General features: G+C 67.1%; 19 protein-coding genes and 1 pseudogene. 9 read left to right on the forward strand and 11 right to left on the reverse strand.

Annotation, left to right across the window (positions count from 1 at the left end; genetic code table 11):
* Positions 1 to 112 precede the first annotated feature (112 nt).
* On the reverse strand, positions 113 to 1,408 hold the full coding sequence (locus tag ABIB51_RS05005) for an ABC transporter substrate-binding protein (protein ID WP_354186055.1): 1,296 nt from the start codon (positions 1,406 to 1,408) through the stop codon (positions 113 to 115).
* 140 nt (positions 1,409 to 1,548) lie between these two features.
* Here ABIB51_RS05005 and ABIB51_RS05010 point away from each other — a divergent pair, with 140 nt between their 5' ends.
* Entirely contained in the window at positions 1,549 to 2,295 is a 747-nt protein-coding gene (locus tag ABIB51_RS05010; protein WP_354186057.1) for a FadR/GntR family transcriptional regulator, read from the forward strand.
* 3 nt (positions 2,296 to 2,298) lie between these two features.
* Here ABIB51_RS05010 and ABIB51_RS05015 read toward each other — a convergent pair whose 3' ends face one another.
* The 7 genes from ABIB51_RS05015 to ABIB51_RS05045 form a co-directional block, all read right to left on the reverse strand.
* A complete protein-coding gene (locus ABIB51_RS05015; RefSeq protein ID WP_354186058.1) occupies positions 2,299 to 3,330 on the reverse strand; it encodes an aldo/keto reductase in 1,032 nt (343 codons plus the stop codon).
* 35 nt (positions 3,331 to 3,365) lie between these two features.
* Positions 3,366 to 4,238, reverse strand: a complete 873-nt coding sequence (locus ABIB51_RS05020; RefSeq protein ID WP_354186060.1) for an NAD-dependent epimerase/dehydratase family protein — start codon at positions 4,236 to 4,238, stop codon at positions 3,366 to 3,368.
* A 63-nt stretch (positions 4,239 to 4,301) separates the two neighbouring features.
* On the reverse strand, positions 4,302 to 5,657 hold the full coding sequence (locus ABIB51_RS05025) for a phosphoribosyltransferase family protein (RefSeq protein WP_354186062.1): 1,356 nt from the start codon (positions 5,655 to 5,657) through the stop codon (positions 4,302 to 4,304).
* A gap of 159 nt (positions 5,658 to 5,816) precedes the next feature.
* Positions 5,817 to 6,488: an esterase/lipase family protein gene (locus tag ABIB51_RS05030; protein WP_354186064.1), complete on the reverse strand. Its 672-nt coding sequence runs from the start codon at positions 6,486 to 6,488 to the stop codon at positions 5,817 to 5,819.
* Positions 6,485 to 7,306, reverse strand: coding sequence for an alpha/beta fold hydrolase (locus ABIB51_RS05035; RefSeq protein WP_354186066.1), 822 nt, complete (start codon positions 7,304 to 7,306; stop codon positions 6,485 to 6,487). Before ABIB51_RS05035 ends, ABIB51_RS05030 begins: the two co-directional genes overlap by 4 nt.
* Positions 7,307 to 7,373: 67 nt before the next feature.
* The gene (locus tag ABIB51_RS05040) at positions 7,374 to 7,583 is read right to left on the reverse strand and encodes a hypothetical protein (protein WP_354186068.1); all 210 of its coding nucleotides are present in this window, start codon (positions 7,581 to 7,583) and stop codon (positions 7,374 to 7,376) included.
* A 112-nt stretch (positions 7,584 to 7,695) separates the two neighbouring features.
* A complete protein-coding gene (locus ABIB51_RS05045) occupies positions 7,696 to 8,760 on the reverse strand; it encodes an ABC transporter permease (protein ID WP_354186070.1) in 1,065 nt (354 codons plus the stop codon).
* Positions 8,761 to 8,859: 99 nt separating this feature from the next.
* Here ABIB51_RS05045 and ABIB51_RS05050 point away from each other — a divergent pair, with 99 nt between their 5' ends.
* Both ABIB51_RS05050 and ABIB51_RS05055 read left to right on the forward strand, forming a co-directional pair.
* Positions 8,860 to 9,300 carry a MarR family winged helix-turn-helix transcriptional regulator gene (locus tag ABIB51_RS05050; RefSeq protein WP_354186072.1) on the forward strand — a complete coding sequence of 147 codons (441 nt, stop codon included), beginning with the start codon at positions 8,860 to 8,862 and terminating at the stop codon, positions 9,298 to 9,300.
* Positions 9,301 to 9,421: 121 nt separating this feature from the next.
* On the forward strand, positions 9,422 to 9,667 hold the full coding sequence (locus ABIB51_RS05055; RefSeq protein WP_354186074.1) for a hypothetical protein: 246 nt from the start codon (positions 9,422 to 9,424) through the stop codon (positions 9,665 to 9,667).
* A gap of 32 nt (positions 9,668 to 9,699) precedes the next feature.
* Here ABIB51_RS05055 and ABIB51_RS05060 read toward each other — a convergent pair whose 3' ends face one another.
* Both ABIB51_RS05060 and ABIB51_RS05065 read right to left on the reverse strand, forming a co-directional pair.
* On the reverse strand, positions 9,700 to 10,113 hold the full coding sequence (locus tag ABIB51_RS05060; RefSeq protein WP_354186076.1) for a VOC family protein: 414 nt from the start codon (positions 10,111 to 10,113) through the stop codon (positions 9,700 to 9,702).
* A gap of 124 nt (positions 10,114 to 10,237) precedes the next feature.
* Positions 10,238 to 10,804 carry a type 1 glutamine amidotransferase domain-containing protein gene (locus ABIB51_RS05065; protein ID WP_354186078.1) on the reverse strand — a complete coding sequence of 189 codons (567 nt, stop codon included), beginning with the start codon at positions 10,802 to 10,804 and terminating at the stop codon, positions 10,238 to 10,240.
* Positions 10,805 to 11,037: 233 nt separating this feature from the next.
* Between ABIB51_RS05065 and ABIB51_RS05070 the strand changes: the two genes are divergently transcribed.
* From ABIB51_RS05070 to ABIB51_RS05080, 3 genes and pseudogenes are all read left to right on the forward strand, one after another.
* Positions 11,038 to 11,289 carry a DUF2630 family protein gene (locus tag ABIB51_RS05070; RefSeq protein WP_354186080.1) on the forward strand — a complete coding sequence of 84 codons (252 nt, stop codon included), beginning with the start codon at positions 11,038 to 11,040 and terminating at the stop codon, positions 11,287 to 11,289.
* Positions 11,290 to 11,359: 70 nt separating this feature from the next.
* A pseudogene (locus tag ABIB51_RS05075) lies at positions 11,360 to 11,704 on the forward strand (CapA family protein); the annotation flags it as partial.
* Positions 11,705 to 11,798: 94 nt separating this feature from the next.
* Positions 11,799 to 12,083, forward strand: coding sequence for a CapA family protein (locus ABIB51_RS05080; RefSeq protein ID WP_354186082.1), 285 nt, complete (start codon positions 11,799 to 11,801; stop codon positions 12,081 to 12,083).
* A gap of 232 nt (positions 12,084 to 12,315) precedes the next feature.
* Here the strand turns inward: ABIB51_RS05080 and ABIB51_RS05085 are convergent, their stop codons facing one another.
* The gene (locus ABIB51_RS05085) at positions 12,316 to 13,008 is read right to left on the reverse strand and encodes a GAF and ANTAR domain-containing protein (protein WP_354186084.1); all 693 of its coding nucleotides are present in this window, start codon (positions 13,006 to 13,008) and stop codon (positions 12,316 to 12,318) included.
* Between the two features lie 107 nt (positions 13,009 to 13,115).
* On the opposite strand from ABIB51_RS05085, the gene ABIB51_RS05090 reads away from it, so the two are divergent.
* The 3 genes from ABIB51_RS05090 (at position 13,116) to ABIB51_RS05100 (ending at position 15,350) form a co-directional block, all read left to right on the forward strand.
* Positions 13,116 to 13,433, forward strand: coding sequence for a DUF6221 family protein (locus tag ABIB51_RS05090; protein ID WP_354186086.1), 318 nt, complete (start codon positions 13,116 to 13,118; stop codon positions 13,431 to 13,433).
* 119 nt (positions 13,434 to 13,552) lie between these two features.
* Positions 13,553 to 13,777: a hypothetical protein gene (locus ABIB51_RS05095; protein WP_354186088.1), complete on the forward strand. Its 225-nt coding sequence runs from the start codon at positions 13,553 to 13,555 to the stop codon at positions 13,775 to 13,777.
* A 232-nt stretch (positions 13,778 to 14,009) separates the two neighbouring features.
* Positions 14,010 to 15,350 (forward strand): S8 family serine peptidase, encoded by a 1,341-nt coding sequence (locus tag ABIB51_RS05100; protein WP_354186090.1) that lies wholly within the window; start codon positions 14,010 to 14,012, stop codon positions 15,348 to 15,350.
* Positions 15,351 to 15,413: the final 63 nt, after the last annotated feature.

The raw sequence follows: 15,413 nt of genomic DNA on the forward strand, positions 1-15,413 counted from the left end.
GGTGCACCTAAGGAGTTGGGGGTGAAGGGAAGAGCGGGCCGCGGCGGGACGGCAACGGGGCTACCGTCCCGCCGGGCTGATCAGCACTCTGGCGCGTAGCGCGCCGGGCGCGCTATTTCTTTTCGGTATCCAGGAACTTCTGGAAGTCCTCGTGGGCCGTGTCAGCGGCTGCGGAAGCGTCAGCACCGGTGATGGTGGCAACGATCGGTCCGCCTACGATTTCGCGGGCCTTGCCGACGGTGACAACCTCGGGACGGTCGTGGCCGACGCCGTTCTTGGCGCTCGCGGCAATGGCTTCGGCAAGGTCCTTCGGGTAGGTGGAGGTACCCTCCGAGTCGGCCCAGACCGAGGCGCGGGGTCCGGGGACGCCGGCCTTCTGTGCGGCCAGGGTGCGTTCCTTGCCGGTGGCCCACTGGATGAACTTCCAGGCGTTGTCCTGGTTGCCCGATGCCTGGTTGACAGCGAGGCCCCACGACGGGATGTTGTACGGCTTGGAACCGGCGGGGCCCGCGGGCAGGGCGGCAAAACCGACGGTGTCGGCGACCTTGGACTTGGCCGGGTCGGTGGCGTTCTTGTAGAGCGAGTCGGCTTCGGTGTAGAAGGCGGCCTTGCCCTGGGTGAAGATTGCCATCGCCTCGGGCCAGCTCATGTCGGTGCTGACATTGGCGGGGCCGTAGTTGCGGATCAGGCCACCGTAGAACGCGTAGGCCTTCTTGGCTGCGTCGGAGTTGACGGCGGACTTGCCGCTGGAGTCGGTGAAGTCGCCGCCGAAGCTGTACAGGAAGCTGGAGAACTGGGTGACCGCGGCGGACTTGCCGGTGCGGGCCACGAAGCCGGCGATATCCGGCGAGGAAGCCTTGATGGCCTTGGCGGCCGCTTCGAGCTCTTCCATGGTCTTCGGAACCCCGAGGCCGGCGGCCTGCAGCAGGTCCTTGCGGTAGTAGAGGACTTCGCGCTCGGTGATGATCGGGACGCCGACCACCTTGCCGTCAGCGGTGGTGGCCTTGACCGGGCCCTCCTGGTAGTCCTTCCAGTCCCACGTGGCGTCCGAGGAGACCTTGGACGTCAGGTCCGCGAGGTAGCCGTTCTTCGCGAACGCCTTGCCCTCCTGGAGCGGGCGGTACATCATCACGTCGATCTCGTCGCTGCCGGCGTTGAGCTTGACGTTGTACTGATCAGAGAGCTGGTCTTCGCCGAGCTGGGTCAGCTCGACCTTGAGGCCACTGGACTTCTCGAATTCGGGGATGGCTGCCTTGATGCCTTCGGTCCAGACGTGGTTGGCCAGCGTGACCCGGACCGTGCCTGCTGCCTTGGCGTCGTTGCTGCCGCTGCCGCCGCTGCAGGCGGTGAGCCCCAGGGACAGGACCGCGGCGACTGCCGCGAACTTCGCAATTGAACGTCGCTTCATTACGACTTCCTTTGGTTTTCAGGGCTGGCGTGAACGCCCAGCCGACTGCAAATGCATCTTTACATCTGCTCTTGAAAGGATCATAGAGAAATAAAGCAGACTTAAACAAGACCCTTGCGTCCACCCGTATGATTTATTTCATGAAAACCCCAAAGGCGGAGTTCCCGGCCGACCTGCACTCCGTGCTGGTCCAGAACCTGGGACTCGCGATCGCCGAGGGGACCCTGGCCCCGCATTCCATCCTTCGGCTGGACGAGCTTGAGGCGCAGCACAGCGTGTCCCGCTCGGTGGTCCGGGAGGCCACCCGGGTGCTTTCCTCCAAGGGCATGCTGGAATCACGGCGGCGGCTGGGCACCGTGGTGCAGCCGGAGGAATCCTGGAACCTGTACGACCCCCAGGTGATCCGCTGGCGGCTCGCATCCTCCAAACGGCTGGAACAGCTGCAGGCGCTGAATGAACTCCGTGGCGCGATCGAGCCGCAGGCCGCCCGCCTTGCCGCCGGGCGGGCGTCATGGGATGCCGGCAGCGATCTCGTCTCCCAGGCCGCCCGGCTATGGTCGGCCGGCCAGCGCGGGGACCATGATGAGTTCCTCCGCCTCGACATCGACTTTCACGCGGCGGTGCTCCGGGCCTCCGGCAACGCCATGTTTTCCCAGCTGCACAACCTGGTCACCGAGGTGTTGACCGGGCGCACCGAGCACGGACTGATGCCAAGCCTGCCGCACCACGAGGCCCTGCAGCTGCACGTGGATGTGGCCAGCGCCATCCAGCGCGGCGAGGCGGACGCGGCACACGCCGCAATGAGCCGGATCGTGGAGCAGTCCACCGAGGAAATGGGCGACATCTGGTCCAGCCACCAGCGGGGATCCGGGAAAGCCGGCGAGTGACGGTCAGCGGCCGCCCTCCAGCTTGCGGCTGCGCTGTTCCTGGGCCATCGGCCCGTAGGGGTAGACCCCGACGCGCGGCCGGCTGACCTCGCGCAACCGCAGCATCTCCCCTTCGGTGAGCCTGAGCTCCGCCGCCGCAAGGTTGTCGGCGAGCTGGAGGGTGGTGCGGGCTCCCAGGATGATGGAGGTTACGGCAGGCTGGTCCACCAGCCAGGCCAGCGCCACCTGCGAGGCGCTCACGCCGTACCGGCCGGCGATCTCCTCGACTTCCTCGACGACTGCCCAGGTCCGCGGATCGGCGTTGCGGGCCTTCCACGCCTCCATGCCGCGTTCCGGGTTTTCGCCCAGCCGTGTGGCGCCGGCTGGAGGCTGGTCCCGCTTGTACTTGCCGGAGAGCCAGCCGCCGCCCAGCGGCGACCACGGCAGCAGGCCGATCCCGGCGTCGAGCGAGGCGGGGACAATCTCGGACTCAATCTCACGGACCAGCAGGCTGTACTGCGGCTGCAGCGTCACGGGGGCGCTCCAGCCGTGCGCCCTGGCCACATGGACGGCCTTCGTCAGCTGCCAGCCGAGGAAGTTGGAGAAGCCGTAGTATGCGATCTTGCCGCTGCTGACGGCGTCGTGCAGGAAGCGCAGGGTCTCCTCCAGCGGCGTGACCGGGTCCCAGGCATGCAGCTGGTAGAGGTCGATCTGCTCCACGCCCAGCCGGCGCAGCGAAGCGTCCAGCGCCCGGGTCAGGTGCCGGCGGGACGTGCCGACGTCGTTCGGTGCCGTCCCCATCGGGAACCGGCCCTTGGTGGCAAGCACCACCCGGTCGCGGACGTCCGGGCGGGCGCCCAGCCAGCGGCCGATGATCTCCTCGGAGACACCGGAGCTGTAGACGTCGGCGGTGTCGATGAAGTTGCCGCCTGCCGCGACGTAGTCGTCCAGGATGGCGTGGGAGTGCTCCTCGCCGGCTTCGGCGCCGAACGTCATGGTGCCCAGCGCGTAGCTGGAGACGACGGCGCCGCTGTTGCCCAGGGTGCGGTATTGCATGGAACTCCTTAATTCTTGGATCTCTGGGGACTGGCTCAGTCTTCGGTGGGGGTGGTGCGGAGCGAGTGGTAGTTCCGCCAGCTGTGCTCCGGGGCGTAGCCCAGCAGCCGCTTCGCCTTGTCGATCGAAAGCAAGGACTCGTGCTCGCCGAGCTCCTTGGCCACCTTCACGTCGGGGAACACCTCTGCGGCGAGGCTCGCGCTGGAGCGGCTCATCACGGTGTCCTCGTTGGCGATGATGAACGCCTCGAAGCCGGCCTTGCCGTGCTCCAGGGCGCGGGCCACGGCCTGGGCGCCGTCCCGGCCGTCAATGTAGCCCCAGAGATTCCACTTGCGCAGCCTCGCATCGGCGTCGAAAGCGGGAAACTCCTCATAGTCGTCCGGATCCATGACGTTGGAGAACCGGAGGCCGGTGATACTCAGCTCCGGGTCCCAGCGGGTGAGCTGGATGGCCATCTGCTCCTCGAGGTGCTTGACCAGCGAGTACGTGCTCTCCGGCCGGGCCGGATATTCCTCGTCCACGGGGAGATAGGGCGGGTCGACGTCGAACGGCAGTCCCAGCACCGTCTCGCTGGAGGCATACACAATCTTCTCGATCCCGGCCCGGCGGGCCGCCTGGAACACGTTGTAGGTGGCCAGCATGTTGTTCTCGAAGGTCGCGGCGTCCGGGGCATGCCCGGGGGCCGGGATCGCGGCCAGATGCACGACGGCGTCGAAGCCGGCGTGGCGGTCCTCCAGGCCCAGGAACACGTCCAGCACCTGCCCGTAGTTCCGCAGGTCCACCTCGGTGAACCCGCGGCCGCGCGCGCCGGTGCGATCCAGGTTGGTGACCTCGTGGCCGTCTTCGCCCAGCCGGCGGACCACGCTCCGGCCCAGCTTTCCGCTTCCTCCGGTTACAGCAACTCTCATCAGCGTCTCCTCTGGGTGGTGTGGTGGGTACCACCCTAGAACGGTCCTGGCCCCGGCGCAGCCCTAAGCCCGGGAACCGGGGCCTGCCGGGACCAGGAGGTACCGGGCGAACCAGTCCCGCGCCAGGATGGCCGCGGCCGCCAGGGTGCCGGGTTCTTCGAAGAGATGGGTGGCTTGTTGGACGACGGCCAGCTGGTTGGGACAGCGCATCATGGCCTTCGCCTTCCGGTTGAGTTCCAGCACCTCGTGGTCGAGGCTGCCCACGATCAGGAGGGTCGGCGCACGCACCGCGGAAAGCCGCGGACCCGCCAGATCCGGCCGGCCGCCGCGGGACACGATGGCGGCGATCCTCGCGGAGGGTTCGGAAGCCGCCCACAGCGCAGCTCCGGCCCCGGTGCTCGCCCCGAAGTAGCCGACGCGGCAGGAAGCGGTATCGTCCCGGGTGGCGAGCCAGTCCGTGGCCGAGGACAGCCGGCGGGCGAGCATCTCGATGTCGAAGACGTTGGCGCGGCTGTGCTCCTCCCCCGTGGTCAGCAGGTCCAGCAGCAGCGTGCCGAGACCGGCCTGCTGCAGCACATCCGCCGCGACCCGGTTCCGAGGGCTGTGCCGGCTGCTGCCGCTGCCGTGCGCGAACAGCACCACCCCGGTGGCCGGAACCGGGAGATGCAGCTGGCCCTGGAGGCGGACGCCGCGGGAGGGTATCTCCACTTCCTCGTTGATCTCTGCGGGGTCCTCCACAGCGGAGTTGGCGGCGGTGCGGAACGCCGGCGCCGCGTCCTGCAGCCGCTTGGCGGCGGAGTCGAGCAATTGCATCACCTCCTCGTCCTCCGTCGGTGAAAAGTCACGGTAGTGGTAGCCGACGGCGGAAAAATGTTGTGGTGTTGCCAGGCAGACGACTTCATCCGGTTCGGTCAGGGCTGCCAGGGTGTCAGCCGGGGCCACCGGAACGGCCAGGATGACCCGTGCCGCTCCGAGCTTCCGTCCAATCCGGCAGGCGACCCGGGCCGTGGAACCGGTGGCGATCCCGTCGTCCACAATCACGGCTATCCGGCCGGTGAGATCCTGCCGGGTCCGGCCCTTCCGGAACCGGGCCACCCGGTTCTCCAGCACTGAGCGTTCGCGCTCCTCGACGGCCTTCAGTTCCTGCTCGGATACCCGGGAGTGCGCCAGCACACGCTCTTCCAGCACCCGGGTGCCGCCCTCTCCGATGGCGCCCATGGCGAGTTCAGGCTGGTAGGGAAGTCCGAGTTTCCGCACCACAATCACGTCCAGGGGTGCGTCCAGCGCCGCGGCCACCTCGAAGGCCACCGGGACGCCTCCACGGGGAAGACCCAGGACCACAACGTCTTGCCCCCGCAGTTCCGCCAGCCGCCTTCCAAGTTGCCGACCGGCGTCGACCCGGTCTTCGAAGATGCTCATCAGTCTGGCTTCCAGTCGGGACGTCGGCCATGGCATCATCCAGTCATGCACTGCAGGCTGGGGAAATGACCATATGGCCGCTCCCTTTCACTATCGGCCAGCGGCCGGGCGGATGTGAGGGCCTTTGTGCCCGAATTCGGCCGCCCGGGCTGACACCAGTCAGGCGGCCGTCGCCGCCAGGATGGTGCGGATGGTGTCCTCGTGGCCCAGAATCCGGAAATGTCCACCGGTCTGCAGCTGGATGTTCCGGGCCCCGGGCAGCACACTGCCTTCGGGGATGTGCGGATCGAAGAGCCCGTAGACCGAGGTGATGCGTTCGTTGACGCGCTCCTCCCGGGAGAGCTGTACTGTCACTGCGTTCCGGGGCGAGAAGGCGCGCAGGCTGGGCAGGAGCATAAACGCCGCGTACCGGGAGCCGGAGAACGGCGAGCAGACGGCCACCATGCCCGCGATGCGTGCCTCGGCGTCCAGGGACATCATCACGTATTTTCCGATCAGCCCGCCTTTGCTGTGCGCCACGATCATCACGTCCTCGAGGCCCTGCTCCCGGACGTAGGCTGCAATCAGCCCGGCGGCCCTCGGCACGGAGAGGCGGTTCCGCTGCAGCAGGGTCACCACGTGCACCGGGTGCCCGGCCTGGTGCAGCCGGCGGACCAGGGGCAGCATAAAGCGCCAGTCCTCGTAGATCCCGGGAATCACGACGACGGGCCGGCGCGTGCCGCTGCGGAACCCATCCGCGCGGGTCCTGGATGCGGCGCTGCGCAGCTGCCGGCCAAGGGCATAAAGGTAGTCCTGGACCCACCAAAGGCCCGCCTGCAGCGCGCCGCTCACGCCGTGAACCCGTGCGCGGTCCCGCTCGCCGCGACGGGGAGCCCGGCGAAGGACGCGATGGCCCCGGCCACCTCGGCGGGACGGTTGTGCTGCACGACGTGCCCGGTGCCCTGGATTTCGACGAATCGGCCCGCGACGGCCAGCCCGGCCAGCCGGCGGCACCAGTCAGCGGAGGCCACCGGATCGTTGGCGCCGCGCAGCACGAGGACGGGCGCCGAGACACCGGCAATCCGCTCCTCCGTGGGGTAGCCCATCATGACGCGCAGGGTCTTGAGGTACCAGGAGGGCCCGCAACGGAGGTAGTCCGTGAGGACGAGGGCGTTCGAGGAAGGGCTTTCGAAGAGCAAGCTGTCCCGGCCCAGCGCCAGCGCCTGCTGCGCCACGGTGCGGCGTCTTGAATCCACTACCGGCCCCATCAGGACCAGGGCGGGAATCCGCCCCGGCTGCTGGAGGGCTACTTCGATGGCGAACTGGCTTCCCATCGAGTGCCCGACGAGCACAAAATCAAGCACACCGAGCTGCTCCATGGCACCGAGGATGTAGGTGGCGTGGTCCGACACCGAGAGTGTGGCCTCCGGCCGGGGCGTGGCGCCGAACCCCGGCAGATCGATCGAGTACGTGTCGGCGGACCGGGCCAGCTCACCGTGGAGGCGCTGCAGGTAGCGGTGCGAGACGCCAATGCCATGTACCAGCACGACGGCGGGACCCGACGGCGGCCCGGCCGGGCCGCCGTCGGCATCGACCGCCGGCTGGCGGGAAGCGAAAACATGCCCGACGTGGCCTGCGGCCTCGATCTCGAAGCGGACGGGCCTGGGCATGGTGGGACTCGTTTCTGTTTAGACGGCTGAGGAACGTACAGTAAGCATACTGACAATGCGCCGCCGGCTAGTCGTCCCGCTTGTCCCGCTCGCTGAACTCCTCGTCGAGGTCGTAGTGCCGGAATTCGGTCTCCGGATTCGGTTCGCCCTCAGCTACGTATTCGTAGTCCAGCTGGCGCTGGACCTGGCTGTCGAGGACCTGCAGGTCCTTGTCCTCCACCTTGCTGAGGTCCTCCGGGAATTCGTCTTCCGGCGTTAGGTGCAGCTTCTCGGTCATTGCGGGCCTCTCTGGGCCAGGCAAAAATGGACTCGGTGATGCAACGTCCTGGCCGTATTCAGGATAACCGCGGCGCCAGCACGTGGGAATACACACGGAGCCCATCGGGAGCTCAGGCCGCCACGCCCTCTTCCTCCTCCCGGACCCGCGCCAGCTCGTCGGCGAGGCGCGTGCGGCGCACGCTCCACTGGTGCGTCAGCATTACCAGCAGGGCGCCCGCGGCCGCCCACAGCCCCAGTTTGAGCCCGTCGGTCCAGAAATCCAGACCCGGGAAGTAGCTCAGGGTCTGGGCCGCGTGGAGCCAGGCCGAGCCGTTCCAGAAGGTGCTGAGTCCGGCAAAGAACGGCGGCACCAGGTCCGCGGTGAAGATGCCGCCCGAGCTCGTGAAGTTGAGCATGACGAACAGCAGCGTCAGCGTCGGCGTCGTCCACTGCCGCAGCACGGGATGCAGCCCGACCCCGATCAGGATGATGGCCAGGTCGTACAGCCACGCGAGGAGCCAGATGCCCCATTCGTTGTGATCGATGACAGAGTAGACCGGCCCGGCGACAGTCACGCCGATGCCGGCGATGACGGCGGCGCTGAGTACCGAGATCGCCATCCGCCACAGAACGCCCACCCGGGCCGCGACCACGGAGATGGCGATCGCGCATGAGTAGCCTCCCACGCTGAGGGCAACGAGCAGGAAGAACAGTCCCTGGGCCGTCGGGTCGTGCCCGCCCGGCGTCACCACGTCTTCGACCTTCAGCGGCAGGTGTTCGCCGTAGGCGATCGGCAGGAAGATCTTCTGGACCACCGACGCCGTCGTGTCCGAGGCAGCCGACGCCACGTAGAGCGTGGCGCCCTCCGGTCCGGCTTCGTAGGCGGCGGCGATCTCCCGGTCAGCGATCAGCGAGCGGGCACTTGCTGCGTCGGCAACGGTGCGTACGTCCAGCTTCCCCAGCGCCTTGTCGTTGAGGGCCTGGGCGAACACCTGGCTCTGCGGGGCCGCGCCGACGACGGCGACCTGCAGGTGGTCCGGCTCCGGCTGCGCGAACGCGCCGAGGTAGGCAAGGCCCATGCCGGCGGCGAGGAAGAAGGGGATGAGCAGGTGCAGCCCGAGGCTCTTCCAGAACGGGGCAGGGGGAAACCCTGCCCGGCGGAGCGGACGGACTGTCCGGGATGGGAAATCAGACACAAAAGACCTAACGGGATAGACATTGTTGCATCATGCAACATACTCAATTGTTGCATGATGCAACGTTTTTTGCATCCCGGCTGTGATTAGCTTTGATCCGTGGACCACACCGAACAGCGGGCCGACGGCATCCAGGCCGTCTATAACGAGATCCAGACCATTTCGCGGCGCGCGGTCGCCAGGGCGCGCCGGATGAGCGCCCCGCTGTCGTTTGTGGAGCACTCGCTCCTGACCTTCATCGGGACCACCCCCGGCTGCCGGGCCACCGACATTGCCGCCGATTTCCAGCTGAACCGCTCGACGATCTCGCGCCAGCTCACCTCTCTCATGGAGCTCGGGCTGGTGGAGTACGCCCGCCAGGAGGACGAGGCCGGCCGGGGCCGGGTGCTGCGGCTGACGGAGCGGGGGCGGCAGTTGCGCGAGCGCTCGGTCGAGGCGCAGCGCGGTGTGGTGACCGCGCGGCTCCAGGACTGGAGCGCGGAGGAGATCGCGGACTTCGCGGCGGTCCTGGGCCGCTTCAACGCCGGTTCAGAGGAGTAGCCGCCCGGCAATGAGCCGGCCCCGTGCTGTACGGGGCATGCCGGGGCCTGTAACTTTGGGACGGTCAGCCCCATGGGAACAACGGCCAACGCGGACGCCGCGGCCGCAACGGGAGGAATCGATGAGTACCGGATCCAAGGAACCAGAGGACATCGTCAAAGACGGCGTCGAGGGCGAATCACAGGCCAGCGGCGCTCCGGTATCCCGCGAAGAGGGCCATCCGGCCGCCACCAAGGCGTCCGGCGCCACCGAACAGCAGGCAGCGGCCGGGGCCAAGGACTCCAACAAGGCGACGGGCCCCGCGGAAGAGCAGGACGAACAGGCCGTCGACGACCGCGGCCTCACTACGGATTCAAGTCCGGACTGAGCCCGCGGCCCCCGTAGGGCCTGCCGGCGGTGTTACGTGGCTGCCGGCGCGATGTTGACGAGCCAGTCCACCCCGAACTTGTCCTTGCACATCCCGAAGGTGTCCCCCCAGGGCGCCTTTTCCAGCGGCATGGCTACGGTACCGCCGTCGGCCAGCTTGTCGAAGTAGCCACGGAGTTCGGGCTCGTCGTTGCCGCTGAGGGACACCGAGAAGTTGGTGCCCTGCGTGTAGTCCATACTCTTCGGGGTGTCAGCACCCATCAGGACCATGCCGTTTTCCGTGGTCAGCATGGCGTGCATGATTTTTTCCTGCTCGTCCGGGTCTTCGCTGGCGTGGTAGTCGCCGAAGGTGCTCATGTTGAGCTCCCCGCCGAACACCGAGTGATAGAAGGTCATGGCGTCCTTCGCGTTGTCGCGGAAACCAAGGTAAGGGTTGAGCGTGGTCATGTCCGGGACTCCTTGTAGCTTCGGGGTGCCCGCCACGACGCCAGAGCGCAGCGACGGGCGGGACGCAGTTACAGGGCATATCCTCCCCCACATCGACCGGACTGGGTAGGGGGTCCCCTGCCGCCTACGCGGTCTGCCCGGCGTGCTCGCCCTCTTCGATCTCTTCCAGCAATTTGTCGTTGAAAGCCGGCAGGTCGTGCGGGTTCCGGCTGGTCACGAGGCCCTGGTCCACCACCACCTCGGCGTCACTCCAGTTGGCGCCGGCGTTTTTCAGGTCGGTCTGGAGCGTGTGGTACGACGTGACGTTCCGCCCCCTGATGACCCCGGCGTCGATCAGCAGCCACGGGCCGTGACAAATCGAGGCCACCGGTTTGTGCTGTTCGAAGAAGGCCCGGGTGAAAGCCTGGGCATCCTTGTCGACGCGGAGGTGGTCGGCGTTGACCACGCCGCCCGGGATCACCAGCGCGTGAAAGTCGGAGGCCTTGGCCTCGGCCGCGGTGAGGTCGACGTCGAACATCGCGCCCTTCTCGGTGCCGTTGTAGCCCTGCAGCTTGCCGGCCCTGGGCGCCACGAGGGTGGGTTCCCCGCCGGCTTCTTTCACGGCGTTCCACGGGCCGGTCAACTCAGCCTGCTCCACGCCGTCCGTCAACAGAAACGCGACCCTTTTGCCTGCAATGTTGTGCTGTGACATTTGTCCTCCTCATGCCGGGCGGGGGTTCCGAAGGGCATTTTCGCCGTCCGTTCTGTCCCCGCGAAGACCGTGATGGCTTACACCCACCACTCTAGGAAGCCCGAAAATAACAAGCAAGCTGATGATGCGTGACGGTCGCGGAGCATCCCGGTGCTGAATGTGCAACGCTCTGGCCACCGCCCCTCCGCCTCACTACGCTGGCGGAAGGACGCTAGGGAAGAAAGAAGGCCGTCATGGACGAACAGCGCATCCTCGAACGAATCTCAGCACTGGTCGAAGAGGAACAGGCACTCCGCGAGAAGGCGCCGTCCTCCTCCCCCGACTACGAACACGGCCCCGAACACGAGCGGCTGAAACGCCTGGAAGAGGATCTGGACCAGTGCTGGGACCTGCTCCGGCAGCGGCGGGCGAAGCGCCAGTACGGCGAAAATCCGGACGAGGCCGAAGTGCGGCCCGTCAAGCAGGTGGAAGGCTACGAGTCCTGAGCGCACGCGCCCGCGACGGAGCCTGAACGGGCAGGTGAACCATGTGTTGATCGCATTGCTGGGCGGCGTCATGCTGGGCCGGCTGGTGAACGAGCGGCCGAAAAACGCACCGCCTGCCTACCCCTGGGGAGATTCGCTCCCGGTGCTGGCCCGCGCTGACCTCCGGGCCGCCAACCTCGAATTCGTGCTTGCCGCCGGCGGCGAACCGGAGGCCGGGAAGGTCTTCCATTTCCGTTCCGATCCCAAAAATGTCGCAAGCCTGCGGTCGGCCGGAATAGATCTGGTCTCGCTGGCCAACAACCATGTGCTGGACTTCGGTACCGACGCGTTCCGCCAGATGCCGCCTGCGCTCGACGCGGCGGGCATCCTGCATGCCAGCGCCGGGGTGGACAGGGACGATGCCCGCCGGCCGGCGGTGCGGCGGGCCGCCGGCAGCGCCGTCGGGCTCATTTCCTTCACCGACCACCAGCCCGGCCGGGAGGCGGACCGCGGGCGTCTACTACGTCCCGGTGGTGGACGGGGACCGCCGGGTCGGGGAGCCCCTGGATCTGGTCCGGCGGACGAAGGCACGCACCGGACTGTTGGTCGTGTCCGCGCGTTGGGGGCCGAACCGGGGTTCGGAGGTGCCGGCCTGGCACCGGCGGCTGGCGCACGCCCTGATCGAGGCCGGGGCCGACGTCGTCTACGGGCACTCGCCGCACATCTTCCGCGGCGTCGAGGTCTTTCGGAACCGCCCCATCATCTACAGCCGGGGACTTCGTGGACGACTACGCCGTGGACCCGGTGGAACCTAACGATCAGTCGTTCATCTTCCTGCTGGACACCGACGCCGCGCTCCACCGCTTGCTGCGGCTGCACCCGACGCTCATCGACGATTTCCAGGTCCGTCTGGCGCGCGGGGACGCCCGGGAAATCGCCATGCGGATGCACCGGCTGAGCAAACACCTCGGCACGCACAGCACGTGGCGGGACGATCAGGCTGCCTGGAAATTCCGGTCGGCGAGGCCGCAAGTTAGTGACGGAGGGTCAGCGCTTCCCGGCCATTTCCCCGCTGACGGTCAGCTGTTCCGCGACGTCGCGGAGCTTGATGTTGAGTTCGGAGCTGGCCCGCGAGAGCAACAGGAAGGCCTCCTGGGCGGTGATCTTGAATCGCTCCATCAGGATGCCTTTGGCCTGTCCGATCAGATCCCGGGTGTCCAGCGCCTGGGTGAGCTGGCTGACCTGCTGGCTGCCAGCCAGCGCGACGGCCGCGTGGGCTGCGACCAGCGCCCCGATCCGCTCCGATTCGGCATCGAAAACGCCGACATCGCTGCCGAAGAGGTTCAGGACACCGAGGTGTTCGCCGTCCACGAAGAGCTGGAAGGAGAGCATGCTCCGCGCCCCGAGTTCGAAGGCCGGCCGGGAAAATTCGGGCCAGCGCGGATCCGAGCCGAGATCCGGAACGCTCACAACCCTGTCCTCATAGGACGCGTCGAGGCACGGACCCTGCCCGGTCTGGTTCTGGAGCTCGTCCACCCGCCTCGGAAGGTCGCTGGACGCGGCCCGGGACACGATCGTCCGGTGGGCGGACACCAGGCCGATCGAGGCCTCGGCCGCGTGCGGTACGAGTTCCAGCGCGGCATGGACGATGCCGGCCAGCACCGAGTCCGCTTCGTCCTCTTGTTGAAGTTTCCGGGCAAGTTCACCGAGCCGCGAGGCAAGATCGGCAGTGGCGGCCATAGCGGGCCTCCTTCATCGGGGGATGTGCCTGTCTGCGAAATATACCGCCCTTGGGAACCGGGCTCCAGAGATATCCGCCGAACCGGGACCACGCGTACGCTCTTTCTGTGGACGTAGTCGATTTCCTGTCCCAGCGCATCGCAGAAGACGAGGCTGCGGCGCGGAATCTGCTCAACGACAGGGCCGTTTCCGAGTCAGGCGCGTGGTACGAACGCCGCCTGCTCCTGGAGTGCGAGGCCAAGAAGCGGCTGATCGGCATCGTGGAATCCGCCCGGCAGGCCGCCCTGGCGGCGATGGTCCGCCACCCCGACGGGGAAACCCCGTGGATTACGGAATCCATCGAATGGACAACCCTGTCCCTCAATGCCCTGGCGCTGCCGTACGCCGATCATCCCGATTTCGAGCAGCACTGGCTGCAGCTGTGACATGGATCTAACGGCGCGGTAACCCTGTGTTAACCCCTCCGTGCGAGGCTGTGGGTATCGGACTCAACAGAGACTGTCTACCCTGCTGCAAAGCAGCCACTCCAAGGAGTAACGCAGACATGAACAGTCACGACCACAACGCCTTCGACAGCCCGCGGACAGCAGCCGAACAAGGCACCAGGCCCGATCTGAGCAGCCTCCACGTCCGCGAGGACGTCGCCATGGCGGGCCGCTGCGGCAATGTCCATCTCCCCACCGGCCGCACCTGCACGCTGCCCGCCCGCCACCCGGCCTCGTGCCATTTTGTCGAACCGGACGACGCGGAGCATGTGGTTGCCCAATAATTGCCGAGCGAGATCTGCTCTCCAATCCCGGAGCCAACGCTGTCCAAGGATTTTCAAAGGGCCTACCATCGGAGAGGGGGCACTCGATAGCGAAGACGCTTCATGGGAGGCCACGATGTTCAGCAATGAACGCAGTCATTTTGCCCGATCGCAAGCATCATCGATGGCGGAATGGCCACGCCGGCGCTGGAATTCCGCTTATCCACCGACGCGTGCCGCGTGGTCCCGCCGTATGCTCGGTGCCCTTTCGGCGTTGACACTGGCTGTCGGCGGCGGGATCGTCGCAGCGGCACCATCGTTCGGCGCCGAGACGGCGCAAAGCTACATTGTGGTCCTCAAGGACACCGCGCCGGACGCGGCCGCCGTGGCGGCTGCGCACCAGGGCAGATTCGGGTTCGCTGCCGCCAAGGTCTACCGGCACGCGGTGAGCGGGTATGCGGGCACAATGACTGCGTCCGAGGCGCGGGCCGTCGCTGCTGACCCCAACGTTGAATTCGTCTCCATGGGCCGGACTTTCGCGCAGCCGCAAGAGCCGGCACCGACCACCACGCAGGTCGCCCCGCACTGGTGGCTGCGCATCGGAGGCACCGATGCCGGCTCCTCGGCCCGCACCGCGGCAGACAGCGGCGACGGCAACGGCTCGGTCAACGTGAATGTGGCCATCATCGACAGCGGAATCGACGGCACGCATCCCGATCTCAACGTCCGGGGCGGCATTGACTGCTCCTCGGGATCGCCGGTCACGGTGACCCCCATTGACGTCCTGGGCCACGGGACCGCCGTGGCGGGCGTCGTCGGCGCCCGGAATAACGATCTTGGAATCATCGGTTCGGCACCCGGGGCACCGCTGTGGTCCGTCCGCGTGGTCAACGACGCCGGCGGAATCACCGAGGAGAGCCTGATTTGTGCCATCGACTGGGTAACTTCGACGCGCAAGGACGATGACCCGGACAACAACATCGAGGTGGCAAACATCAGCATCGGCGGCCCGGGCAGCGACACGGCTGACTGCGGACGCGGCACGGACCCGATGCACTACGCGATCTGCCGCTCGGTCAAGGCCGGCGTGGCATACGCCGTGGCGGCTGGAAACTCCGGTGCCGACATCGCCGGGACGGTGCCGGCCGCGTACCGGGAGGTCCTGACGGCGACCGCGATAGCGGACTTCGACGGACTCCCCGGTGGACTGGCTTCGCCGGTCTGCGGGTCTGAAGATTGGACCGACGTCGGACAACTGGATGACCACCCGGCCTTCTTCTCCAATTTCGCCACGTCATCAAGGGGCAAGAGCCACACCGTCGCCGCACCGGGCGTCTGCATGCTGTCCACGGCACCAGGGGGCTACAGCGTGAGCCACGGGACCAGCTTCGCGAGCCCCGCAGTGGCAGGTTCGGTCGCCCTGTGCATCAGCCGGGACGTCTGCAAAGGCTCCGGCAAGAGCGTCATGGCGGATTTCCTGAACCAGGCGGAGACCTTCAATAAAAAGCACCACGATCACGGATTCGCAGGCGACCCCATCCGCCCGGACGGGAAGCAGTACTACGGCTACCTGACCCAACTCGCCAAGTTCTGAGCACCTGTTTACATCCCTGAAACATGGCCGTCACGTGATCTTCACGCCGGCCCGTTCCCCGTA

The sequence above is a fragment of the Arthrobacter sp. UYCu712 genome (assembly GCF_040547005.1).
Classification (GTDB): domain Bacteria; phylum Actinomycetota; class Actinomycetes; order Actinomycetales; family Micrococcaceae; genus Arthrobacter.